Origin of the sequence: uncultured Pseudomonas sp. (assembly GCF_913777995.1) — a bacterium.
Classification (GTDB): Bacteria; Pseudomonadota; Gammaproteobacteria; order Pseudomonadales; family Pseudomonadaceae; genus Aquipseudomonas.
In genome coordinates, this window is the sequence record NZ_CAJYVE010000010.1 from 147,531 (window position 1) to 170,653 (window position 23,123).

At 62.8% G+C, this 23,123-nt stretch carries 20 protein-coding genes; 6 read left to right on the forward strand and 14 right to left on the reverse strand.

Translation table 11 applies throughout. The features are described 5' to 3' along the window. Position 1 precedes the first annotated feature (1 nt). The 5 genes from tadA to QZ497_RS03455 all read right to left on the reverse strand — a co-directional run bounded on the left by tadA (position 2) and on the right by QZ497_RS03455 (position 4,948). Positions 2–499, reverse strand: coding sequence for a tRNA adenosine(34) deaminase TadA (gene tadA, locus QZ497_RS03435; RefSeq protein ID WP_295471050.1), 498 nt, complete (start codon positions 497–499; stop codon positions 2–4). Beyond that, the gene (locus tag QZ497_RS03440; RefSeq protein ID WP_295471051.1) at positions 499–1,872 is read right to left on the reverse strand and encodes a multicopper oxidase family protein; all 1,374 of its coding nucleotides are present in this window, start codon (positions 1,870–1,872) and stop codon (positions 499–501) included. Before QZ497_RS03440 ends, tadA begins: the two co-directional genes overlap by 1 nt. Before the next feature lie 167 nt (positions 1,873–2,039). Continuing rightward, positions 2,040–2,528: a hypothetical protein gene (locus tag QZ497_RS03445; RefSeq protein ID WP_295471052.1), complete on the reverse strand. Its 489-nt coding sequence runs from the start codon at positions 2,526–2,528 to the stop codon at positions 2,040–2,042. A gap of 83 nt (positions 2,529–2,611) precedes the next feature. Next, positions 2,612–3,394 carry a hypothetical protein gene (locus tag QZ497_RS03450; RefSeq protein ID WP_295471053.1) on the reverse strand — a complete coding sequence of 261 codons (783 nt, stop codon included), beginning with the start codon at positions 3,392–3,394 and terminating at the stop codon, positions 2,612–2,614. A 372-nt stretch (positions 3,395–3,766) separates the two neighbouring features. Beyond that, the gene (locus QZ497_RS03455) at positions 3,767–4,948 is read right to left on the reverse strand and encodes an MFS transporter (protein ID WP_295471054.1); all 1,182 of its coding nucleotides are present in this window, start codon (positions 4,946–4,948) and stop codon (positions 3,767–3,769) included. A 96-nt stretch (positions 4,949–5,044) separates the two neighbouring features. Here QZ497_RS03455 and QZ497_RS03460 point away from each other — a divergent pair, with 96 nt between their 5' ends. Then, positions 5,045–5,605 carry a TetR/AcrR family transcriptional regulator gene (locus QZ497_RS03460; RefSeq protein ID WP_295471055.1) on the forward strand — a complete coding sequence of 187 codons (561 nt, stop codon included), beginning with the start codon at positions 5,045–5,047 and terminating at the stop codon, positions 5,603–5,605. 309 nt (positions 5,606–5,914) lie between these two features. Continuing rightward, complete coding sequence (locus QZ497_RS03465; protein ID WP_295471056.1) at positions 5,915–7,861, forward strand: EAL domain-containing protein; 1,947 nt, start codon at positions 5,915–5,917, stop codon at positions 7,859–7,861. A gap of 86 nt (positions 7,862–7,947) precedes the next feature. Here the strand turns inward: QZ497_RS03465 and guaA are convergent, their stop codons facing one another. The 4 genes from guaA to QZ497_RS03485 all read right to left on the reverse strand — a co-directional run bounded on the left by guaA (position 7,948) and on the right by QZ497_RS03485 (position 12,618). Beyond that, on the reverse strand, positions 7,948–9,525 hold the full coding sequence (gene guaA / locus QZ497_RS03470; protein ID WP_295471057.1) for a glutamine-hydrolyzing GMP synthase: 1,578 nt from the start codon (positions 9,523–9,525) through the stop codon (positions 7,948–7,950). Positions 9,526–9,630: 105 nt separating this feature from the next. Next, the gene (gene guaB / locus QZ497_RS03475) at positions 9,631–11,100 is read right to left on the reverse strand and encodes an IMP dehydrogenase (RefSeq protein ID WP_295471058.1); all 1,470 of its coding nucleotides are present in this window, start codon (positions 11,098–11,100) and stop codon (positions 9,631–9,633) included. A gap of 118 nt (positions 11,101–11,218) precedes the next feature. Further along, positions 11,219–11,773: a sugar ABC transporter ATPase gene (locus QZ497_RS03480; protein WP_295471059.1), complete on the reverse strand. Its 555-nt coding sequence runs from the start codon at positions 11,771–11,773 to the stop codon at positions 11,219–11,221. A gap of 65 nt (positions 11,774–11,838) precedes the next feature. Then, the gene (locus QZ497_RS03485) at positions 11,839–12,618 is read right to left on the reverse strand and encodes a sulfite exporter TauE/SafE family protein (protein ID WP_295471060.1); all 780 of its coding nucleotides are present in this window, start codon (positions 12,616–12,618) and stop codon (positions 11,839–11,841) included. Between the two features lie 98 nt (positions 12,619–12,716). Here QZ497_RS03485 and xseA point away from each other — a divergent pair, with 98 nt between their 5' ends. Both xseA and QZ497_RS03495 read left to right on the forward strand, forming a co-directional pair. Beyond that, positions 12,717–14,096, forward strand: coding sequence for an exodeoxyribonuclease VII large subunit (gene xseA, locus QZ497_RS03490; protein ID WP_295471061.1), 1,380 nt, complete (start codon positions 12,717–12,719; stop codon positions 14,094–14,096). A 7-nt stretch (positions 14,097–14,103) separates the two neighbouring features. Beyond that, positions 14,104–14,928 (forward strand): peptidoglycan DD-metalloendopeptidase family protein, encoded by an 825-nt coding sequence (locus QZ497_RS03495; RefSeq protein WP_295471062.1) that lies wholly within the window; start codon positions 14,104–14,106, stop codon positions 14,926–14,928. Positions 14,929–15,144: 216 nt separating this feature from the next. Here the strand turns inward: QZ497_RS03495 and QZ497_RS03500 are convergent, their stop codons facing one another. Then, positions 15,145–15,483, reverse strand: coding sequence for a hypothetical protein (locus QZ497_RS03500; RefSeq protein WP_295471063.1), 339 nt, complete (start codon positions 15,481–15,483; stop codon positions 15,145–15,147). Positions 15,484–15,853: 370 nt separating this feature from the next. Here QZ497_RS03500 and leuA point away from each other — a divergent pair, with 370 nt between their 5' ends. After that, the gene (gene leuA, locus QZ497_RS03505) at positions 15,854–17,530 is read left to right on the forward strand and encodes a 2-isopropylmalate synthase (protein WP_295471064.1); all 1,677 of its coding nucleotides are present in this window, start codon (positions 15,854–15,856) and stop codon (positions 17,528–17,530) included. Positions 17,531–18,015: 485 nt separating this feature from the next. Further along, on the forward strand, positions 18,016–18,885 hold the full coding sequence (locus tag QZ497_RS03510; RefSeq protein ID WP_295471065.1) for an isocitrate lyase/phosphoenolpyruvate mutase family protein: 870 nt from the start codon (positions 18,016–18,018) through the stop codon (positions 18,883–18,885). A 65-nt stretch (positions 18,886–18,950) separates the two neighbouring features. On the opposite strand, the gene QZ497_RS03515 is transcribed toward QZ497_RS03510, so the two are convergent. From QZ497_RS03515 to der, 4 genes are all read right to left on the reverse strand, one after another. Next, entirely contained in the window at positions 18,951–19,373 is a 423-nt protein-coding gene (locus tag QZ497_RS03515) for a hypothetical protein (protein WP_295471066.1), read from the reverse strand. Between the two features lie 59 nt (positions 19,374–19,432). Next, a complete protein-coding gene (locus QZ497_RS03520) occupies positions 19,433–20,224 on the reverse strand; it encodes an amidohydrolase (RefSeq protein ID WP_295471067.1) in 792 nt (263 codons plus the stop codon). Continuing rightward, positions 20,212–21,360, reverse strand: coding sequence for a pyridoxal phosphate-dependent aminotransferase (locus tag QZ497_RS03525; protein WP_295471068.1), 1,149 nt, complete (start codon positions 21,358–21,360; stop codon positions 20,212–20,214). Before QZ497_RS03525 ends, QZ497_RS03520 begins: the two co-directional genes overlap by 13 nt. A gap of 148 nt (positions 21,361–21,508) precedes the next feature. After that, positions 21,509–22,993: a ribosome biogenesis GTPase Der gene (gene der, locus QZ497_RS03530; protein WP_295471069.1), complete on the reverse strand. Its 1,485-nt coding sequence runs from the start codon at positions 22,991–22,993 to the stop codon at positions 21,509–21,511. Positions 22,994–23,123: the final 130 nt, after the last annotated feature.

The following is a 23,123-nucleotide window of genomic DNA, read 5'->3' on the forward strand; positions in this document are numbered from 1 at the left end:
CTCAGGGCTCCTGTGCCTTGCTTGCCGCACGGCGCAGGCGGAAGAACTCGCTGAGGATCGTGCCGCACTCCTCGGCCAGGACCCCGCCCTCGTACAGCACCCGGTGGTTGAGAAAACCCTGGGTGAAAAATTGCCCCTGGCTCTGTACCACACCGGCTTTGGGCTCCAGGGCGCCGTACACCACCCGGCCGATGCGTGAATGCACGATCAGCCCGGCGCACATGCTGCACGGCTCCAGGGTCACATACAGGGTGCTGCCTGGCAGCCGGTAGTTGCTCAGGGCCTGCGCCGCGTCGCGGATGGCGACCATCTCGGCATGCGCGCTGGGGTCATTGCCGCTGATTGGGCAGTTGTAGCCGCGCCCCACCACCTGGCCATCCACCACCAGCACCGCGCCCACCGGCACCTCACCCAGGGCCGCCCCCTGGGCCGCCAGCGCCAGGGCTTCGCGCATGAAATCCTGGTCGCGACTGCGGTCGATGATCATCGGCTGACGCATCAGGCCACCTCGATGGCGGCCATCAGGCCGGTTTCCATGTGGTCGATCACGTGGCAGTGGAACATCCAGGTGCCGGGGTTATCCGCCACCAGCGCGACCCATGCGCGCTCGTTGCGGCCCAGCAGGAAGGTGTCGGTGAAGTACGGGATGATCTTGCGCCGGTCGGACTTCAGCACCTTGAAGCTCATGCCGTGCAGGTGAACCGGATGCTGGTACTGGGCCATGTTCTTCAGCTCGAAGATGTAGGTCTTGCCCAGCTTGAGCCGCGCGATGGGCCGGTCGGCGCAAGTCTTGTCGGTGATGTCCCAGGCCTGGCCGTTGATCTGCCACAGGCTCGGCGGCTTGCCGTTGTCGGTGCCGCTGGACACCGCGCCGGCCCACTCGAAGTTGAAGGTCAGGGTCTCGGCGTTGTCCAGATCCGGCTCCGCCAGCGGGTTGGCCGGCAAGCCCGGTGGCCAGTCACCGGGCGCCTGAGTGCTGGCCACCGAACGCAGCGTGCCCAGACGTACCGGGCCATTGCGCAACGACAGCTCCTCACCTTGCGGCGGTGCCTTCACCGCCAGGCACAGGCGCATGCCCGGTCCCAGCCAGTATTCCTTGCCCAGCGAGCGCGGCTCTACCGGGTTGCCGTCGATGGCGTAGATGCGTGCGTCGGCATCCGGCAGGTTGATGCGGTAGGTGACAGTGTTGTCGAGGTTGAGCAGGCGCACGCGGGTAATCTCGCCCGCCGGCAGGTCGATGACCGCCTGCGGCGTACCGTTGATGGTCGAAAGCCGCCCCGCAGTGCCTTCGCGAGCCGCTTCGCGCAGCACACTGAACTCGGTGAATGCACCGTTCTCGTCGACGTGCCAGTTCTTCAGGCTCAAGGTGCGCTCATGCGCGAAGCCGGTGGGCTCGCGCTCTTCGACGATGAGCGGCCCGACCAGCCCACGGCCCAGCTCTTCGCTGCTGCTCACGTGCGGGTGGTACCAGAAGCTGCCGGCATCCAGCACGCGGAACTTGTAGTCGAAATACTCGCCCGGCTTGACCGGCAACTGCGACACATAGGGCACGCCGTCCATCTCCAGCGGCACCCGAATGCCGTGCCAGTGAATGGTGGTTTCGACCGGCAAGTGGTTGATGAAGCGCAGGCGCAGCCACTCGCCCTGGCGCACACGCAGTTCAGTGCCCGGCGCCGAACCACCGAAGGCCCACGCCGGCGTCTTGTGGCCAGGCACCAGCTCGACATCCAGCGGCGCGGCAATCAGCTCGAAGTCATGCCCCTCCCCCGGCCCGCGCTGGGCCAGCCAGTAACGCGAGGCACCGCCAGCGCCCAGGCCGACCACGGCCAGGCCGGCGATACCACCGAGGATTTGACGACGAGTAAAGGACATGCACGAACACCTTGAAAACGACTGACAGCAGGCACCTGAGAGCAGATGCGAGGGGCGAATACGATACACGCGCATTTGCCGGAAGATAAGGGCGAGGCGGCGAACAGGCATGAAAAAGCCCCTGCATGGGCAGAGGCCTTGGGATGGAGGACGGTGTCGGCGCCATGTCACTTCATCAACAGGGAGGACACCTTCTGGGAATCGCTCTTGGTCAGCGTACCGTTGGTCTGCAGTTTGTTCAGCGAGGCGCTGGCGGACATCAGGCTGGAGCTCAGGCTGGCCATCTCCGCTTGCAAGGCGCCCACGCGGGTCTTCTTCAGCTCGGGGTCCATGTTCTGGTCCGCCATCATGGCTTGAATCTCCTGCTGTTTTTCCGCGATCTTCTGCTTCAGTTCGCGGATGGTCTTGAGCAGGTCCTTGGCGTTATCCGGCAGGCCGCTCTCGTCGATGTCTTTGTTGGGGTTGGCCTTGCGCTCTTCGGCGGCCTTCTGGATGCTCGCGCTGGACAGCGACACCTGCACACCTGCGGCAGGTGCGGGGCTGGCACTTTCGGCGGCCTGCTCACGGGAGTCGGTGGCGGCCTCGCTGACGCTGCGCTGCAGGTTGGCGCTATTGAGTTGCGCCGCAGTAGAAATCTGGGCAGTCAGGTTGATCATGGCAGGTCCGTCGCTGGGTAATTTGCCTGTATATCGGCCCTGCACTGGGCACCTTTAGCCTCCGCCACCCTGACGAATCCTGGTCACTCTACATAACGCAGGCTGAGCCAGGTCCGGCCGACGATGGCCTGGACAAAGGTCTGCGCCATGTCGGCCCACTCCGCGGGCGCCACGTTGTAGAACGCGCAAAGGTCTTGCGCGATGGCGCTGGACAATGTCGCATCGGCCGGTTCACTGCGCAAAAAGCCCAGATAGGCCGCACCCACCCCCACCAGTTCATAGCCGTAGGCAGCGCCCAGGTGCCTGGCCACGGCAAAGTTCTGCGCGGGCCCCAGGTCGCACTCGAAATAGCCATTGGGAAAGGCCACCAAGGCTTCGCAGGCATCGGCCACAGGAACCGCCAGCAATGACGCCGGCTGGTCGATCAGCGCTACCGGGTCCTGCTGGAAGGCCAACCATTCTTGCAGAGCCTCTTCAGTGAGCGTCAGGCCATGGTTGCAGGCCTCTGCAAACGAGGCACCCGCCACCTGATCCAGAAAGTTGCGCAGCGCGATGGGAAACTCGGCCTTGGTGTTCAGGTAGCCCGGGTACTCGCCGTTTTCGAAGCACTCGGGCGGCAGGCCAGCCTGTTCCTCCGGCGTGGCCTTGCCCAGATCGAGGTCCAGCCGCGCATGGCCGGCGGTGTAGCGGGCCTGGGGCAAATCGTCCAGAGAAAGCAGTGGCTTGCAGTCCGGATGCTGCTCGCAGAGCTGGCGGCAGGCGGCGAGCAGGTCATCGAGGCTGGCGACGCCATCGAGACGATACTCATCGCACAGACCATTGGCCGGGTTGTGGTCCGAGTGATTACCGAGGAAGCGGATGTTCAAGACGCAGCGTCCTTGTGTCGAGATTGACGCGCATCATACAAGACGCCTGCGCGCCATCAGCCAGACACCTGCACAATGCGCCCTCATTCAAAAGCCTCACTCGACAACGCAATGCCCAATGCTTCGATCTGTTGGTCCAGCGCACGCTTGCCGCTAGCCAGCCGCACGGCCTGCAACTCAGGCAACGGCTTATCGAGCAGTGCCAGGAGATCCAGTGCCGGTGTTTTGTAGATACACCGCCTGGCCAGTGGCACCTCGCCCAGGCCGTCGAGCGAGGCCAGCGACTTGAGATTGGGGTCTTGCAGGGAAGGGCGACTGAATGCGCTGCGACATGACTAGGCCTTGTAAGAAGAACACGGGACACCGTATGCCCTAGCCGGGCTGAGCACAGCGGCGCGGCACGCTGTTGCGAACGCCCAGCAGGGCCAGCAGGATCACCCCCGCCAGGTACAGCTGCGCCGCGCCATCCAGGCCCAGCCGGGGCACCAGGGTGCTGACCGCCAGGGCCGGCAGGCAGAACGCCAGGTAACTGAGTACATAGAAGGCCGCCAGCAAGCCGGCACGCTGGGTCGGTTCGGCCAGCGGCAGTACGCTGCGGGTGGCACCCAGGAAGCCGCTGCCGAAGCCGATACCGGTGACCACCGTGCCCAGCGCGAAAAGTCCCAAGTGCCCACCGAGCACCGCCAGCCAGAGCAGCGCCGGACCGGCGACCAGGGTGCCCGCGCCCAGGCGCAGCAGGCGAGCAGCAGGCCAGAAGCGCAGCCCATGCAGGCAAGCAGCGCCGCTCAGGGTCAGGCCGGCGACGACACCACCACCGATCAGAACAGCATTCGCCCCGGTCGCCGCCTTGATCAGCCCCGGCATCAGCGAAAGGTAAAAGCCGCCCACCGCCCAGACCGCCAGTTCCAGCGGCAACACCTGCCACAGTACGGCCCGAGCCTGGGGTGGTACCGCCAGTTGCGGGCGTAGTGCCGCCAGCAACCCCGGCTGCCGGGGCAGCAGGTCAGGCACGCGCAACAACAGCAGGCCCTGCAATACGAAGAGCAGCAGGAACAGCCGATAGACCAATTGCAGCGGGGCTGGCGCGAACTCCACCAGCAAGCCGCAACCCAACGCACCGCCGGCCATCCCCAGCAGAGGCGCCAGGCTGTTCAACCACGGACCACGCTCGCGGTCCACATCGAGCAGCGCCGCGCCCAACGCACTGGTGGCAATGCCGGTCGCCAAGCCTTGCAACGTACGGGCGGCCACCAGGTCTGCCAGGCCATTGGCCTGATGGAACAGCAGCATGGACGCCACCTCCAGCGCCAAGGCACCGAGAATGACTGCCCGCCGCCCCAAGTGGTCGGACAGACGCCCCCCCACCAGCAGCGCGGCGAGCAAGGCGAAGGCATAGACCGCGAACACCCAGGTCAGCCAGAAAGTAGAGAAGCCCCAGGCCTGCTGATACGTGGCGTACAACGGTGTGGGTGCGGCGGAAGCCGCCAGGAAGGTGAACAGCAGCGCGCCGAGCAGGGCCAGGCGCGCCACAGATGAGGAAATCGAGAAAGGCATGACCCACCCTTAAAGCCAAAAATTAGCTTTAAAGCCTGAACGCTTTCTTTCGCTAAAGCAATGCTTTTGCGTTAAAGCGCAGGTATCCTGTGCGCCATGACTCAAAAGCAAGCCCGCCCCGGAGGCCGCAGCGCCCGTGTTCAGCAAGCCATTCACGACGCCGTGCTGGCCCTGCTGGAAGAACAGCCACGCGAATCCCTCACCGTTCCCCTGATTGCCGCACGCGCCGGCGTCACGCCGTCCACCCTCTATCGCCGCTGGGGCAACCTGCCGAGCCTGCTCGCCGATGTCGACCTGTGCCGCCTGCGCCCGGACCAGCCGCCGGACGATACCGGTAGCCTGCGGGGTGACCTTGAGCGTTGGCTGGAACTCTACGTCGACGACCTGGCCTCGACCCCCGGCCAGGCCATGCTCCGGGATGCCCTGGCCGCCACCGACCCCGGCTGCGCGGTACGCTGCACCGAACCGACCCGGGAACGCCTGGAGTTGCTGCTCGAACGCGCCCACTCGCGTGGCGAAGCGGCGCCCAGCCTGGACGTGCTACTGGATGGCCTGGTGGCACCACTGATCTACCGGACCCTGTTCGGTGCCGAGCGCCCCGATGAACAGCTCTGCCAGCGTTTGTTGGCGCAGACGCTGGGGACGGATCCCCGCTGACTTCTGCAGCGGCCCGCAAGGCGTTGGCAAATTTCAGGCAGCCCCGTTAAAGAGATTGCGACAGCGCATCGAGCCTTTCCACTCCTTTCCAGGCACCCAGCAATGCGGTGCGCAATTTTCTGCAGCGTCTTTACTTGCCGCAAGCACTGACGGAACGAAATCAAAGTGCCATTAGTCGTAAAGATTGCAGAAACCAGCGTATCGGCCGACACGATCCCATAGGAGCAATGTTCAAACCTTGCTCGGTCCAGGCGGGAAAGAACAATCCGTTCGGTTATTTATTCGGTTGTATTTTCAGAGCGTCGCCTGATGAAGAAAACACTACTCGGCATACGAGCGTTGATGTCTGCGCCCACAGCCAATCCTGGCCTGGTCAAGGCACAGTTCACGGCACTGGCTCGTCAGTTGCCGATGATGTATTTCATCCTGCTGATCAACACCCTGATGATGGCGGGCACCCATTTCGCGGTCGCGCCGCTTTGGCTGGTGCTGTATTGCCCGCTGATCATGACGGTGTTCGGCGTGATTCGTGCGGCCGACTGGATACGCACGCGCAAGCGGACGCTCAGCACGGCGCAGATGCTGACGGCGCTCAAACGCACCAACATGCTTGCGCCCTTTGTCGCCATTGGCTTCACCGCCTGGTCGCTGGCGCTGTTTCCCTATGGCGACAGCTATACCAAGTCGTATGTCGCCTTCTATATGGCGATTACCGTCATCGGCTGCATTTTCTGCATGATGCACCTGCTGCCATCGGCCCTGATCACCACCGCAGTGGTCAACACGGCGTTCGTGGTGTTCTTCGCGTCCACCAATATCATTACCTTCGTGGCCACGGCGATTGACGTCCTGCTGGTGTCCATCGCCATGCTGGTCATTCTCAAATCGCAGTACACCGACTTCACCCAGCTGGTGAACATGCAGGCGCAGACGGCAAAACTCAGCGAGGAAAACCTTCACCTGGCCAATCAGGACAGCCTGACCGGGCTGGCCAATCGGCGGCAGTTCTTTTCCCGCCTCGATACGCTGCTGGCCCGCGCAAGCGAACAGGAGGTTCGCCTGGCCGTGGGGCTGCTCGACCTGGATGGCTTCAAGCCGGTGAATGACCTGTATGGCCATAGCGTGGGTGACCGGCTGCTGTGCCAGGTTGGCCAGCGCCTGACCGGGCTGCTCGACGAAGATGTGCACCTGGCGCGGCTGGGAGGCGACGAGTTCAGCCTGATCATCACCCAAGCCATGAGCGACGACGAGTTGCGGGCGTTTGGCGAGAAAATCTGCGCCAACATGCGCGAGCCGTTTCTGCTGGTGGACATTCCTATTCAGATCAGTGCGTCGCTGGGCATCGCGACCTTCCCGGACCAGGCCTCCAGCGCCACGCAAGTGTATGAATACGCCGACTACGCCCTGTATCAGAGCAAGCGCCAGCGCCCCGGTACGGTGTGCCTGTTCAGTGCCGAGCATCGCCAGCAGCTCAATCGTGACGGGCTGACCGAGCAGGCCCTGCGCAGGGCAGACCTGGAGAGCGAGTTTCACGTGGTGTTCCAGCCCATCGTGGACATTCACACCGAGCAAACCGTCGCCTTCGAGGCACTGGCGCGCTGGCAAAGCCCGGAGCTGGGTAACGTGCCGCCCGGTCAGTTCATCCCGATTGCCGAGCGCGTCGGCATGGTCAATCGCCTCACCCTGCCGTTGCTGAGCAAGGCGCTGGACACGGCCGCGAGCTGGCCTGCGGGTATGCGCCTGTCCTTCAACCTGTCCGCCCACGACCTGGGTTCGGAAGACGCTGCCCTGCAGGTCGTCGAGCTGATCAAGAGCAGTCGTTTCGATCCGGCCTGTCTCGACCTGGAAATCACCGAAACCGCAGTCATTCAGGACCTGCCACAGACCCAGCGAGCGATCAGTCGGTTTCGCGACCTGGGTTGCGGCATTTCCCTCGACGACTTCGGCACTGGCTATTCCAGCCTGAGCCAGATCCACGCGCTGTCGCTGACCAAACTCAAGGTGGACCGCACTTTCGTCACCCACATCGACCTCGACCCGGCCAGCTTCAAGATCGTCAAGTCGCTGATCGCCCTGTGCCAGGACATGCAGCTGGAATGCATCGTCGAAGGCGTGGAAACCGCCGCAGAACTCGGCGCCCTGAAAAACCTCGGCTGTACCCGAGCGCAGGGCTACCTGTTCTCCAAGCCCATGCGCGCCAGCGACATCGGCGCCTGGCTTGAAGCCGAGCAAATGGCCAAGGTGCAGGCGGTTTGATCCATCGATAGCGCAAGAAAGCCCGCAATTACGCGGGCTTCAGGGCATTTTTTGCTAGATCGTGCCGGTATATACCGGACGCGGGATCATTCCCACTCGATGGTCGCTGGCGGCTTGCTCGACACGTCGTAGGTCACGCGGGAGATGCCGTCGATTTCGTTGATGATCCGGCCGCTGACGGTTTCCAGCAGTTCGTACGGCAGGTGGGCCCAACGGGCGGTCATGAAGTCGATGGTTTCCACGGCGCGCAGGGCGACGACCCAGGCGTAGCGGCGGCCATCGCCGACCACGCCGACGGATTTGACCGGTTGGAACACCACGAAGGCCTGGCTGACCTTGTGGTACCAGTCGGCCTTGCGCAGTTCTTCGATGAAGATGTGGTCGGCACGACGCAGCAGGTCGGCATATTCCTTCTTCACTTCACCGAGGATACGCACGCCCAGGCCAGGGCCTGGGAATGGGTGACGGTAGACCATGTCGTAGGGCAGGCCCAGTTCCAGGCCGAGGCGGCGCACTTCGTCCTTGAACAGCTCACGCAGCGGCTCGACCAGCTTGAGGTTCATCTCTTCCGGCAGGCCACCGACGTTGTGGTGGGACTTGATCACGTGGGCCTTGCCGCTCTTGGCGCCGGCCGACTCGATCACGTCGGGGTAGATGGTGCCCTGGGCCAGGTATTTGATGTTGTGCAGCTTGCTGGACTCGGCATCGAACACGTCGATGAAGGTGCGGCCGATGATCTTGCGCTTCTTCTCCGGGTCACTTTCGCCAGCCAGGTTGGCCAGGAACTGCTCTTCGGCATTGGCGCGGATCACCTTGACGCCCATGTTCTCGGCGAACATGGCCATTACCTGCTCACCTTCGTGCAGGCGCAGCAGGCCGTTGTCGACGAATACGCAGGTCAGCTGGTCACCGATGGCCTTGTGCAGCAGAGCGGCGACCACCGAAGAGTCGACACCGCCAGACAGGCCCAGCAGCACGTTGTCGGTGCCAACCTGGGCACGCACGTTGGCGATGGCGTCTTCGACGATGTTCGACGGGGTCCACAGGGCTTCGCAGCCGCAGATGTCGAGGACGAAGCGCGACAGGATGCGACCGCCCTGCTTGGTGTGGGTCACTTCCGGGTGGAACTGCACGCCGTAGTAGCCACGCGCATCGTCGGCCATGCCGGCGATCGGGCAGCTCGGGGTGCTGGCCAGGATGTGGAAACCGGCCGGAATCTCGGTGACCTTGTCGCCGTGGCTCATCCACACGTCCAGGCCCAGTACACCGTCGGCGTCCACGTGGTCTTCGATGCCGTCGAGCAGGCGTGCCTTGCCGACTACATCGACGCGAGCGTAGCCGAATTCACGCAGGTCGGAACCCTCGACACGGCCACCCAGTTGCTCGGCCATGGTCTGCATGCCGTAGCAGATACCCAGCAGCGGAACCTTGAGGTCGAATACCGCTTGCGGAGCCCGCGGGCTGTTGGCCTCGTGGACCGACTCCGGGCCACCGGCCAGGATGACGCCGTTGGGTGCGAACTCGCGAATCGCCGCGTCGTCCATGTCGAACGGATGCAGTTCGCAGTACACGCCGATTTCGCGCACGCGGCGGGCAATCAGCTGGGTGTACTGGGAACCGAAGTCGAGGATCAGGATACGCTGGGCGTGAATGTCGAGGGCCATGGCTCATTCTCGTCAAAAAACAGAAACGACACGGGGCTGCGAAAACAGCCCCGGCTACAAAACTCGTTGGGAGGCAACCCGGCGAAGGCCAAGCTGCCGACCCGATCAACCAACGCGATAGTTCGGCGCTTCCTTGGTGATCTGCACGTCATGGACGTGGGATTCGGCCATGCCGGCACCGGTGATGCGGACGAACTCGGGCTTGGTGCGCATTTCTTCGATGTTGGCGCTGCCGGTGTAGCCCATGGAGGAACGCAGGCCACCCATCAGTTGATGGATGATCGCGGCCAGCGAGCCCTTGTAGGCGACGCGGCCTTCGATACCTTCAGGTACCAGCTTCTCGGCACCCGCCGAAGAGTCCTGGAAGTAGCGGTCCGAAGAGCCCTGGGCCTGGGACATCGCCCCCAGCGAACCCATGCCACGGTAGGCCTTGTAGGAACGGCCCTGGAACAGTTCGATTTCGCCCGGAGCTTCTTCGGTACCGGCGAACATCGAACCCATCATCACAGCGGAGGCACCGGCGACGATGGCCTTGGACAGGTCACCGGAGAAACGGATACCGCCGTCGGCGATCAGTGGCACGCCAGTGCCTTCCAGCGCTTCGGCGACGTTGGCGATGGCGCTGATCTGCGGCACGCCGACACCGGCGACGATACGGGTGGTGCAGATGGAGCCCGGGCCGATACCGACCTTGACCGCATCGGCGCCTGCCTCGACCAGGGCCTTGGCCGCTGCGCCGGTGGCGATGTTGCCGCCAATCACCTGAACCTGCGGGTAGTGCTCCTTGACCCAGCGTACGCGGTCGATCACGCCCTTGGAGTGACCGTGGGCGGTGTCGACCACCACCACGTCGACGCCAGCGGCCACCAGCGCTGCAACGCGCTCACCGGTGTCCTTGCCGGTACCGACCGCGGCACCGACGCGCAGACGACCCTGGTCGTCCTTGCTGGCCAGCGGGTAGGCCTTGGCCTTTTCGATGTCCTTGACGGTCATCATGCCCTTGAGGCTGAACTTGTCGTCGACGATCAGGACCTTCTCGAGGCGGTGCTTGTGCAGCAGCTCACGCACTTCGTTCTTGTCAGCGCCCTCACGGACGGTGACCAGACGCTCTTTGGGGGTCATGACTTCGCGCACCGGGATGTCCAGGCGGCTTTCGAAACGCACGTCGCGGGAGGTGACGATACCGACCAGGTCGCCGTCGTGCAGCACGGGCACACCGGAGATGTTGTGCTGGCGGGTCAGGTCGAAGAGGTCACGCACGGTGGCGTCGGCCTCGATGGTGATCGGGTCCTTGACTACACCGGCTTCGAACTTCTTGACCTTGCGGACTTCAGCGGCCTGCTGGTCGATGGTCATGTTCTTGTGGATGATGCCGATACCGCCTTCCTGCGCCATGGCGATGGCCAGGCGGGCTTCGGTGACGGTGTCCATGGCTGCGGAGACCAGCGGAATGTTCAGCTCGATGCCGCGGGTCAAACGGGTTTTGAGACTGACTTCGTTGGGCAGGACCTCGGAATAACCGGGTACAAGGAGAATGTCGTCAAATGTTAAGGCTTCTTGACTGATACGCAGCATCGCGGGGGCTCCCGAGCGGGAAAATTGGAAGCGCGCCATTATACCCACACACACTGGCCGGCTCAATGCAAAAACTTGGCCCGTTTACAAAGCCGGTTACAAACCCAAACCACCCCGTTCAGTCCTGCCAGCGCACCTTCACCCAGGTCACCGAACGGTCCAGCCGCGCGGCGAACTGGTCGAGAAAATCCTTCTTGAAGCCGGCAGCCAGCCAATCGTTGAAGATGAAACCCAGGTTGGAGAACCCGCATGGGTCAAGAAACAGAAAGCCGTTGATGTCATCTTCATGGCCGCACAGCGGGCAGGTGAAGTTGTCGGTGTGGCCGGGCATCCAGTCTTCCAGGCTTTCGAACAGCGCCTCACCGATCTCCTGGCGGCACTCCGGGCAGCCGGCCTCTTCGGCAAACCCGTCGAGCGGCGTATAAATGCAGCGCCGGGTGACGATCTCCAGGCCATTGACCGGCTGGCCGAACGGCAGCACGTCGGGGTTCTCCACCACCTTGCGAGCGCCCGGCGCGATGGCATAGGCCATACGGTTGCCAGTACGCCCGCAGGTGCTCAGCTCGGGCTCCACCACATTGAGCTTGACCAGCCAGCGCAATGCCTGGCGCGCCTTGAGTTCATGCAGCGGAAAACTGGAGATTTGCGGGACGATGATGCTCTGGCTGGGCATGGCGAGGGTCACAGGAAGATGGAACAGGGGCGGCAGCTTAATTCGCCGCCGCCACAGGTCAAGCCTCAGCCGCCGAAGTAACGCGCCAGCAGGGCGATGCCGCTGATCAGCACCAGCCAGGTAATCAGCCGCACGAAGGCTTCGCGGGACAACTTCATGGTCAGCGAGCGGCCGACCCATGAGCCGAACAACATCGCTGGCAGCAAGCAGGCTGCCAGCACCAGCAAGGGGATCTGCGCATAGACCCCGGCGATGATGAACAACCCCAGGCGTACCACGGTGCTGCAACTGATCAGCGCCCCCTGGGTGGCGCGCACCTGCTCCTTGGCCTCCAGGCGACCATTGAGATAGATGGCATAGAGAAAGCCGCCACTGCCGAACAACGCACCGAACAGCCCGCCCACGATACCCATCGGCACCGCCCAGCCGGCCGACAGATTGGCCGGGCGTACCTTCACCGCCAGGCTGTACAACGCATAGGCGGTCACGAACAGCCCCATCAGCAACAGCAGCACATCGGACTTGAGGTTGAGCAGAAACAGCACACCCAGCGTGCAGCCCACCGCCATACAGGGCAGCAGGCGCAGCAGCTCGCCCTTGACCACCGACTGCCGAGCCGGCAGCAGATTACCCAGCGCAGCAAGAAAATCGAGCATGACCAGCAAGGGGATGATGCGCGACAACGACATGAAGTGAATCAGCACCGGCCCGGCCACCAGGGCAGTACCGAAGCCAGCGATGCCGAAAACGATATAGGCGGCCAGTACCGCCAGTTCGATGCACAACCAGTCCAGCGGGCTGAACCCCAGCTGGGAAAACCACACGATACCTTGCTCGATGCCCACTCCACGCTCCTTGTGCCGCTTGTCATTGTTTTTCCATATAACGCCAGCGTCTGGAAAAGCGCCAGCACCAGGCCGTATTTCCCTTTATGATGGCCGCCATGATCAAAGACCCTTTCGCAAGACTCGGCCTGGACCGGGAAGTCCTCACTGTCAGCCAGCTCAACGGCCGCGCCCGGGTGCTGCTCGAAGACGTATTCACCGGCATCTGGGTCGAGGGCGAGATTTCCAATCTGTCGCGCCCGGCGTCCGGGCATGTCTACTTCACCCTCAAGGACAGCAACGCCCAGGTGCGCTGCGCGCTGTTCCGCCAGAACGCCGCGCGAGTACGCCAGGCGCTCAAGGATGGCCTGCAGGTCAAGGTCCGCGGCAAGGTCTCTCTCTACGAAGGCCGTGGCGACTACCAATTGATCCTCGATGCTGTCGAGCCCGCTGGCGATGGCGTGCTGCGCCAAGCCTTCGAAGCCCTCAAGGCCCAACTGGGCGAAGAAGGCCTGTTCAGCACCGAACGCAAGCACCCCCTGCCCCAGCACCCACGCCGCATCGGCATCGTCACCTCGCCCACCGGCGCGGTGATCCGCGACATCATCAGTGTGTTCCGCCGTCGCGCCCCGCAGGTCGAGCTGATCCTGATCCCTACCGCCGTGCAAGGCCGCGAGGCGGTCGGGCAGATCGTCGGCGCCCTGCAACTGGCCGACCGCGCCGGCTTCGACGCGCTGATCCTGGCCCGTGGCGGGGGCTCGCTGGAAGACCTCTGGTGTTTCAACGAAGAGCCCGTAGCCCGTGCCATCGCCGCCTGCGTTACACCGATCGTCAGCGCAGTGGGGCATGAAACCGACGTTTCCATCAGCGACTTCGTCGCCGACGTGCGTGCCCCCACCCCGTCGGCGGCCGCCGAGCTGCTGGCCCCCGACACCAGCGACCTGCACCGCCGGGTCGAGAACCTGCAACGTCGCCTGCACAGCCGCATGCGCGAGAAACTGGCCCGCGAACAATTGCGCCTCGACGGGCTGTCGCGGCGCCTGCGCCACCCCGGCGAGCGGTTGCGTCAGCAGGCGCAACGCCTGGATGACCTGGATATGCGCCTGCGTCGCGCCTTCGAGCAAGGCATGCGCAAGCAGCAGCTACAGGTCGCTCACCTGCAGAGTCGCCTGGCCGCCCAGCATCCGGGACGCACCCTGGCCTTCCTGCGCCAGCGCCTGGATGCCCTGGCCGAGCGCCTGCCGCGAGCGATGCGCGAGCAGATCAAGGCCCGCCGCCTGCAATTGCACAGCCAGATGCAGACCCTGCATGTGGTCAGCCCCTTGGCGACCCTGGGTCGAGGCTACAGCATCCTTCTCGACGAACGGGGCCAGGCGATCCGCCAGGCCGCGCAGACCCACAACGGCCAGCGCCTCACTGCCCGCTTGGGCGAAGGCGAGCTGCAAGTGCGGGTGGAAGACAACCACCTGACGCCCGTAACCCTTTCCCTTCTGGACTGACCCGCCGATGCTTCGTCTTATCGCACCGTTGTTCGCCCTGCTGCTCTGCCTGCCAGCACAGGCCGAGAGCTACATTTCGCGCATGCTCAACAAGCCGGTACCCGGTGGCGTGGCGGTCATCGACCTGGGCAATGCCGCACAGCCGCCCAAGGCCACCTACCAGGGCAAGCCGGTGTTGGTGGTGCGCGAACAGGACGGCGGCTGGCTGGCCATCGTCGGCATTCCATTGAGCGTCAAGCCCAGCACCCAGCAGGTCGTGAGTGGTGGCCGCAGCCTGAACTTCACAGTGGGCAGCAAGAAATACAAGGAACAGCGCATTACCCTGAAGAACCAGAGCCAGGTCACCCCGGACACCGAGCAGACCAAGCGCTACGAGCGGGAATTGGCCGAGCAGTTACGTGCCTATCGCAGCTTCAGCCCTGGCACGCCGAGCAACCTGATCCTCGACAAGCCGGTGAATGGCCCGCTGTCGAGTCGCTTCGGTGTGCGCCGCTTCTTCAACGGTGAAGAACGCAACCCGCACTCGGGCCTGGACTTCGCCGTGCCAGCCGGCACGCCGATCAAGTCACCGGCAGCCGGCAAGGTGATCCTCACCGGTGACTACTTCTTCAATGGCCAGACCGTGTTCGTCGACCACGGCCAGGGTTTCATCAGCATGTTCTGCCACCTGTCAAAGATCGACGTGAAGGTCGGCGATGCGGTGCCACGCGGCGGCGTGGTGGGCAAGGTCGGCGCCACCGGCCGCGCCACCGGCCCGCACATGCACTGGAACGTCAGCCTCAACGATGCACGAGTGGACCCGGCGATCTTCATCGGCGCGTACGAGCCCTGACCTGACGTCGGAGCCTTGCGTATTGAGCGGCCTTGCCAGCTTTTCGCGAGCAAGCTCGCTCCTATAAAAACCGGAAACCGTTTAACCGCCCCGTTGGCGCTTGCTTGCTCGCGATAGCTGCGTCACGTTCACAGCAGATGCATGGGTTTTGCTCACCTGTTCTCGAGCAAGCTCGCTCCAACAAAAGCCGAAGAGTTCTACTAACCTGAATTGGCACTAGTCGCTATCGCGCCAACGGGCCAACCTTTCCTGAGTCGCCTCGCTGAACCCGGCCACGTCCTCCTCCGTCAGCGCATTGCGCGCGTAAAGCGCTATCAGATAGCTGCCAGCCTTGCTGCGCGAGAACCCCAAGGCATCGAAGGTAAGACGAATATCCTTGATTCCCTCATCAATGATGTTCTTGGTTTTCCACACCTGCTCTCTGGCCGAGAGTCCTTCTATCTGCATGACCTGCCTGGCCTCGGCGAAAATCTGCTCGAACAGCCGCTCGATGGCGGCGTCATGAATCTTGCTGAGGTGCTTCCAGTCCTTCTCCGGAAACGGTACGTAGTTCATAAGTAGTGCCCCGCGGACGAACGAATGAAAGAGAGAAGATAAGACAACTGTACGTGCAACACCTCAAGATATGACGCAATAAAAAATTAAAACTCTGGATTCTTACGCCATAAAAAACCCGCCTAACACCAAAAACGAAGATTCCTCTCAATTTTTTGCAACTGCTTGCCAACATTTACCCCAATGGTTACGGTTGGCCCCATGAAAACCTCTCAAACCCTCATTCTGCTGCGTCAGCACGCCTGCCTGGATCTGGTCAGCGCACGACTGCCAGGCCTGACCGTCTGACCTCGCCCCTGCCTCATCCGCATTCGTATTGCCTGGCCGCCCTCTATCGGCCGCTATAGCACAAGCACAAAGGATTAGCCCGATGACCATGCTCAAAGACCCTTCGAAGAAGTACCGTGCGTTTCCGACCATCAACCTGCCGGACCGCACCTGGCCTTCGAAGTCCATTACCCAGGCGCCAATCTGGTGCAGCTCCGACCTGCGCGACGGCAACCAGTCGCTGATCGAGCCAATGGACTCGGCCAAGAAGCTGCGCTTTTGGAAGACCCTGGTCAGCGTAGGCGTCAAGGAAATCGAAGCCGCCTTCCCAGCCGCCTCGCAGACCGACTTCGACTTCGTCCGCACCCTGATCGAAGACAACCATGTGCCCGAGGACACCACCATTCAGGTGCTGACCCAGGCCCGTGAAGACCTCATCGCCCGTACCTTCGAATCGCTGCGCGGCGCCAAGAAAGCCATCGTCCACCTGTACAACGCCACCAGCCCGTCGTTCCGCCGCATTGTCTTCAACCAGGACAAGCAAGGCGTGAAGGACATCGCGGTCAATGCCGCCAAGCTGTTCGTCAAGTACGCTGCCCAGCAGCCGGAAACCCAATGGACCTTCCAGTATTCGCCAGAGACCTTCAGCGCCACCGAGCTGGAGTTCGCCAAGGAAGTCTGTGACGCGGTCATCGAGGTGTGGAACCCGACTCCGGAACACAAGATCATTCTCAACCTGCCGGCCACTGTCGAAGTCTCGACACCGAACGTCTACGCCGACCAGATCGAGTGGTTCTGCCGTCACGTCAACCGTCGTGACAGCGTGCTGATCAGCCTGCACACCCACAACGACCGTGGCACCGGCGTAGCCGCCACTGAGCTGGGCCTGATGGCCGGCGCCGATCGTGTCGAAGGCTGCCTGTTCGGCAACGGCGAGCGCACCGGCAACGTCGACCTGGTGACCCTGGGCCTGAACCTCTATACCCAGGGTGTCGACCCTGAGCTGGACTTCTCCGACATCGACGGCATCCGCAAGGTGGTCGAAGAGTGCAACCAGATCCCGGTACACCCACGCCACCCTTACGTCGGCGACCTGGTGCACACCGCCTTTTCCGGCTCGCACCAGGATGCGATCCGCAAGGGCTTCTCCCAGCAGAAAGACGATGCGCTCTGGGAAGTGCCTTACCTGCCGATCGACCCGGCCGATATCGGCCGCAGTTACGAGGCGGTGATCCGCGTCAACAGCCAGTCCGGCAAGGGCGGTATCACCTACCTGCTGGAGCAGGAATACGGTATTTCCCTGCCACGCCGTATGCAGATCGAGTTCAGCCAGGTGGTGCAGGGTGAAACCGACCGCCTGGGCCTGGAAATGACCGCGCAGCAGATCTACGCCCTGTTCAAGCGCGAGTATCTGCAGGCCAATAAACCGTACGCCCTGGTCAGCCACCGCCTGCAGGAAGAGAACAACACCAGTGCCGTGGATGCCGAGGTCAACGTCAACGACGAAACCCACCACTGGAAAGGCAAGGGTAATGGTGCACTGGAAGCGCTGGTCTCCAGCCTGCCAGTGCGGGTCGAGATCATGGACTACAACGAGCACGCCATCGGGGCTGGCACGACCGCCAAGGCGGCGGCCTACATCGAACTGCGCGTCAACGGCGAACGCGCCGTGCATGGCGTGGGTATCGACGAAAACATCACCACCGCCAGCTTCAAGGCCCTGTTCAGCGCACTGAATCGCTCGCTGAGCCAGTCGCCGACCACCTCCGCTGCAGCCTGACCCCCCTGCAAACTTCGCCTCAAAATGCACCCTATTGGTGCTTGAGGCGAAGTTTTCTCCTGTTTTTGCCCCACCGTTGTGCAAGTTGCATTTCTCGCATACCCCCCGCACATTCGGCATAAGGCACGCCCAAATCACCGTGATAGCATTGCGGCCTTAAACGTTTCAGGCATAAGCCGCTTGACCTGCTCGGGTCATCTCATCTGGCTGTTAACGTGCCTCTAGCGCGTTGAATCACAAGTTGGCTGCACAATCCTGATCGTGCCTTTGACCACCATGCTGCATGGCCACGCCTGACAGCCAAGATCACTGGCCATTTTTTGCACGAACTTGTGAGTCACCACACTAGGCTGTAATCCTTATTTATCACGACGACCATCGCATTGATTTTCGAACGAGAATCCTGCACGGAGCGACTCACCGTGCATTGAGAAAACCGTCGGCCTCGCTGCTGCCAGGCTGACCCTGCCCTACATGGAGCGACTATGCCCAAGGCTTCCCATCAAGGCCTGCGCCGCAGCTTTCGTGCGCTGACCTCTTCCAGTTCCTGCTACCGCACCGCCTCGGTATTCGACCCCATGTCCGCCCGCATCGCGGCCGACCTCGGCTTCGAAGTCGGTATCCTCGGCGGCTCGGTCGCCTCGCTGCAGGTGCTGGCAGCTCCGGACTTCGCGCTGATCACCCTCACCGAGTTCGTCGAGCAGGCCACCCGTATTGGCCGCGTCGCCGAGCTGCCCTTCATTGCCGACGCCGACCATGGCTACGGCAACGCGCTGAACGTGATGCGCACCGTGATCGAGCTGGAGCGCGCCGGCGTGGCGGCCCTGACCATCGAAGATACCCTGCTGCCAGCGCAATTCGGCCGCAAATCCACCGACCTGATCTCGGTAGCGGAAGGCGTGGGCAAGATGCGCGCCGCGCTGGAAGCCCGTGTAGACCCTGAACTGTCGATCTTCGCCCGCACCAATGCCGGTATCCTGCCGGTGGCCGAGGCCAACGATCGCATGAAGCAGTACCAGGCCACCGGTGTTGACGGCATCACCGTGGTCGGCGTGCGTGATTTCGAGCATCTGGCGCAGATTTCCGAAGGCATCACCGTGCCGATGATGCTGGTCACCTACGGCAACCCAGAGCTGCTGGACAATAAGCGCCTGGCGGAAATGGGCGTGCGCATCTGCGTGGATGGTCACGCGGCCTACTTCGCGGCGATCAAGGCGACCTACGACAGCCTGCGTGCACAGCGCCAGATCACCTGCAAGACCAGCGAAATGAGCGCCACCGAGCTGACCCACACCTACACGCAGCCGGAAGACTACGTGCAGTGGGCGAAGAAGTTTATGAACGTGAACGAGTAAGCGCCGGGCATTAAAAAACCTCCGTCTCTGGCGAGACCGGAGGTTTTTTTGTGCCCTCGATAATCTCAGGCGGTGGTGTTCACGCTACCCTGGGCCTGCAACTGCATCAGCGAACCCTGCAAGCTGACCAGCTGCGCGCTGGTGGTGGCGATCTGTGCCTGGATGGTCGCCACCTGAGCGGCCTTCTCCACTTCAGAGCCTTTGCTCTTCTGTGCAGCCGCCAGCTGCTGCTGCAATTGCTGCAGTTGCTTCTGAGCCTCTTTGATCTGCTTCTCGAGCTGCTCGGTCATCTGCTCGGTAGATGACTTGCCACTGGAGGCGCCCCCGCCTGCAGCGGTGGCGGTCAGCTTGCTGGTGTCAGCGGACACTGCGGAAGACTTGCCCTTGTCATCGGCAGTGGTGTCTTGCGCCTGCTGTGCTGGCGTGCGGGCACCCAGTGAAAGCACGCTGCTGTAGCTGGTCAGCGAACTGGTGTTGATCGTAGTCATGACGACCTCCTCTGATATTGCCAGCTGTATCGGCCGCCGGCCGCGCAACTGAAGGGCGATCATTGTATCCGGAAGGTATCAACATCCAGATAAGCAGGAAAACGGTCGCGATAGGCAGCCAGTCCGGCGCCGTCCAGGGTCGCCGTGAACACTCCGTCGGCTGTTCCGACCTCCAGCAGGCTGTCACCCTGGAAATCCAGCACTTGGCTGTCACCGGCATACACCAGGCCATTGCCATCCTTGCCGACCCGATTCACCGCCGCCACATAGCAGAGGTTTTCGATGGCCCGCGCAGGCAGCAGACGATTCCAGTGCAAACGGCGGGCGCCTGGCCAGTTGGCGACATAAAGCAGCAGATCGGTGTCCATGGCATCGCGGCTCCACACCGGAAAGCGCAGGTCGTAGCAGATCAGCGGGCGGATGCGCCAGCCATTGAGCTCGACGACGACCTGCTGCTCACCGGCACTGTAGTGTTCATGTTCGCCGGCCATGCGGAACAGGTGGCGCTTGTCGTAGTGCGCCAGCTCACCGTCGGGGCGCGCCCAGTACAGACGGTTGCGGTAACTGCCATCGGCGGCCTGCACGATCACGCTGCCGGTCACCACCGCCTCCAGGCGCTGCGCCTGGGCCAGCAGCCACTGCGCGGCCGGACCGTTCTCCGGCTCGAACTGGCCTGCCGAATCCATGCTGAAACCGGTGCTGAACATCTCCGGCAGAATCACCAGGTCGGCGCCATGAGCCTGCTTGAGCAGGTCATCGAAGTGAGCGAAGTTGGCTTGCGGGTCGTGCCAGGCCAGCTGGGTTTGCACCAGGGCCAGCTTCAGCGGCGGCAGCGTGTTCAGATCGCGCATAGTTTTTCCGCTGCCTGGCGCAGCGTCTCCTCACGTTTGGCGAAGCACAGACGAATCAGCCGCTGACCTTCGGGCGGCTGCTGATAGAACACCGAGACTGGAATGCTGGCCACGCCGTGCTCACGGGTCATCCACAGGGCCATGTCGACATCCTTGAGGTCTGGACGGATCTGCGAATAGTCCACCAGCTGAAAGTAGGTGCCGGCCACGGGCTGGAAGGTGAAGCGCGAGCCGGCCAGTTGGTTGCAGAAGAAATCCCGCTTGGCCTGATAGAACCCTGGCAACTCGTCGAGGTGCTCGGGGTGTTCGGCCATGAACTCGGCCAGGGCGAACTGCAAGGGTGTGACGCCGCAAAAACTCACGTACTGGTGCACCTTGCGCAGCTCTGCGGTCAAGGCCGGCGGCGCCACCACGTAGCCGGTTTTCCAGCCGGTGACGTGGTAAGTCTTGCCAAACGAGCTGACCACGAAAGCCCGCGCATACAGCGCCTCATGGGCCAGCACACTGGCATGCTGACGGCCGTCGTAGACCAGGTGCTCGTAGACCTCGTCGCTAATCACGTAGATGTCGCGGTCGGCGATCAGCCGGGCCAGTTGATCCAGCTCGGCCCGACTGATCAACGCACCGCAAGGGTTGTGCGGGGTGTTGATGATGATCATGCGGGTGCGCGGGCTCAGCGCGTCGCTGAGTGCCTGCCAGTCGATGGGGAAATCCCGGGCATCGAGCTGCACATGCACACAGCGCCCGCCGGCCAGCTCCACCGAGGGCTCATAGCTGTCGTAGCAGGGGTCGAAGACGATCACCTCGTCACCGGGCCGGATCACCGCCTGCACGGCGCAGAAGATGGCCTGGGTGGCACCGGGCGTAATGGTCACCTCACTGTCGGCATCGACCTGCGCGCCATACAGGCGAGCGATCTTCGCCGCCACCTGCTCGCGCAAAGCGGGCAGGCCGGTCATCGGTGAATACTGGTTGCGTCCCTCGGCCACGTGCCGGCCCACCGCATCGCGCAGCGCCTGCGGCCCATCGAAATCGGGAAAGCCCTGAGACAGGTTGATCGCCCCGGTCTGCGCCGCGAGCTGAGACATGACGGTAAAGATGGTGGTGCCCACATTGGGCAACTTGCTGTCGAGCATGGAAGGCCTGCGCTGGGGATGAACCGAAGGGTTCAACCCTAGCGCAGGTTTGAGCTGCAAGCTACAAGCTGCAAGCCACAAGAAAAAGCCAAGGCAGAGCGCGCACCGCTTTTTCTTGCCGCTTATGGCTTGCAGCTTGCCGCTGCTTCTAGCGCTTCTTGTCGCGGCGCTTCTTGTCGGCCTTCTTGTGGTGCGACATCAGGCGGCGCTTCTTGTTGACCTGGCGGTCGGTCAGCTTGTTCTTGATGTGCTCGTACGGGTTGTCGCTGCCCTTGAACTCGATGCGGATCGGCGTACCGACCAGCTTGAGCACGCGGCGGTAGGTGTTCTCCAGGTAGCGCACGTAGGACTTGGGCACGGCCTCGACCTGGTTGCCGTGGATCACGATCAGCGGCGGGTTGGCACCACCGAGGTGGGCATAGCGCAGCTTGATGCGTCGGCCATTGACCATCGGCGGCGCATGGTCGCTGACCGCATCTTCGAGAATCTGCGTCAGGCGGCTGGTCGGCCAGCGGGTCACCGCCGACTTGAAGGCGTTCTGTACCGAAGCGTACAGGTTACCCACACCGGTGCCGTGCAACGCGGAAATGAAGTGGATGTCGGCGAAGTCGACGAAGAACAGCCGGCGCTCCAGTTCGATCTTCACGTAGTCGCGCTCGCCAGGGGTCATGCCGTCCCACTTGTTGAGGGCGATGACCATGGCACGGCCAGACTCCAGGGCGAAACCGAGCAGGTTCAGGTCGTGGTCGACCACGCCTTCACGAGCGTCCATCACGAAGATCACCACGTTGGCGTCCTTGATGGCCTGCAGGGTTTTGACCACCGAGAACTTCTCGACTTCCTCGTGGATCTTGCCGCGCTTGCGCACCCCGGCGGTGTCGATCAGGGTGTACTTCTCTTCATTGCGCTCGAACGGAATGTAGATACTGTCGCGGGTGGTGCCGGGCTGGTCGTAGACGATGACCCGGTCTTCACCGAGCATGCGGTTGACCAGCGTCGACTTGCCAACGTTGGGGCGACCGATGATGGCGATCTTGATGCCATCCTTTTCGCTCGGGCCAGGAATGCGCTTGGCTTCCTCGCCTTCGGCGACCTCTTCGTCTTCCTCGCCTTCGGCGGCAGCGGCTTCTTCGTCTTCGTCCCAGGTCAGCCCCTGCAGGACGATGTCGAGCATCTGCGAAACACCACGCCCATGGGCGCCGGCCACCGGAATGGCGTCACCCAGGCCCATGGGGCTGAATTCGGCGCGGGCCAGGTTTTCGTCGATGTTGTCGATCTTGTTGGCGATCACGAAACTGCGTTTGTTGCGCTTGCGCAGGTGCTCGCCAATCATCTGGTCGGCGGCGGTATAGCCGGCCTTGGCATCGACCAGGAACAGGACGACATCGGCCTCCTCGATGGCCATCAGCGACTGCTCGGCCATCTTTTCATCCATGCCGTGCTCGTCGCCGGAGATACCACCGGTGTCGATCAGAATGTACGAGCGCCCTTTCCACTTCGCCTCTCCGTACTGGCGATCTCGGGTCAGACCGGAAAGGTCGCCGACGATGGCGTCTCGGGTTCGGGTCAAGCGGTTGAACATGGTGGACTTGCCGACGTTCGGTCGGCCCACCAGGGCGATTACGGGAACCATGCGGCTCTCCACTGCGTTATTTCAGAAAATACAAAAGCCGCTGCTAGGCAGCGGCCGGAGTTCTGGGCGGGTTCCGAAGAGCCCGCAGCCCTGCCGGAGCAGGGTCGGCCGGAGCGGGCAGCTCCGGCCT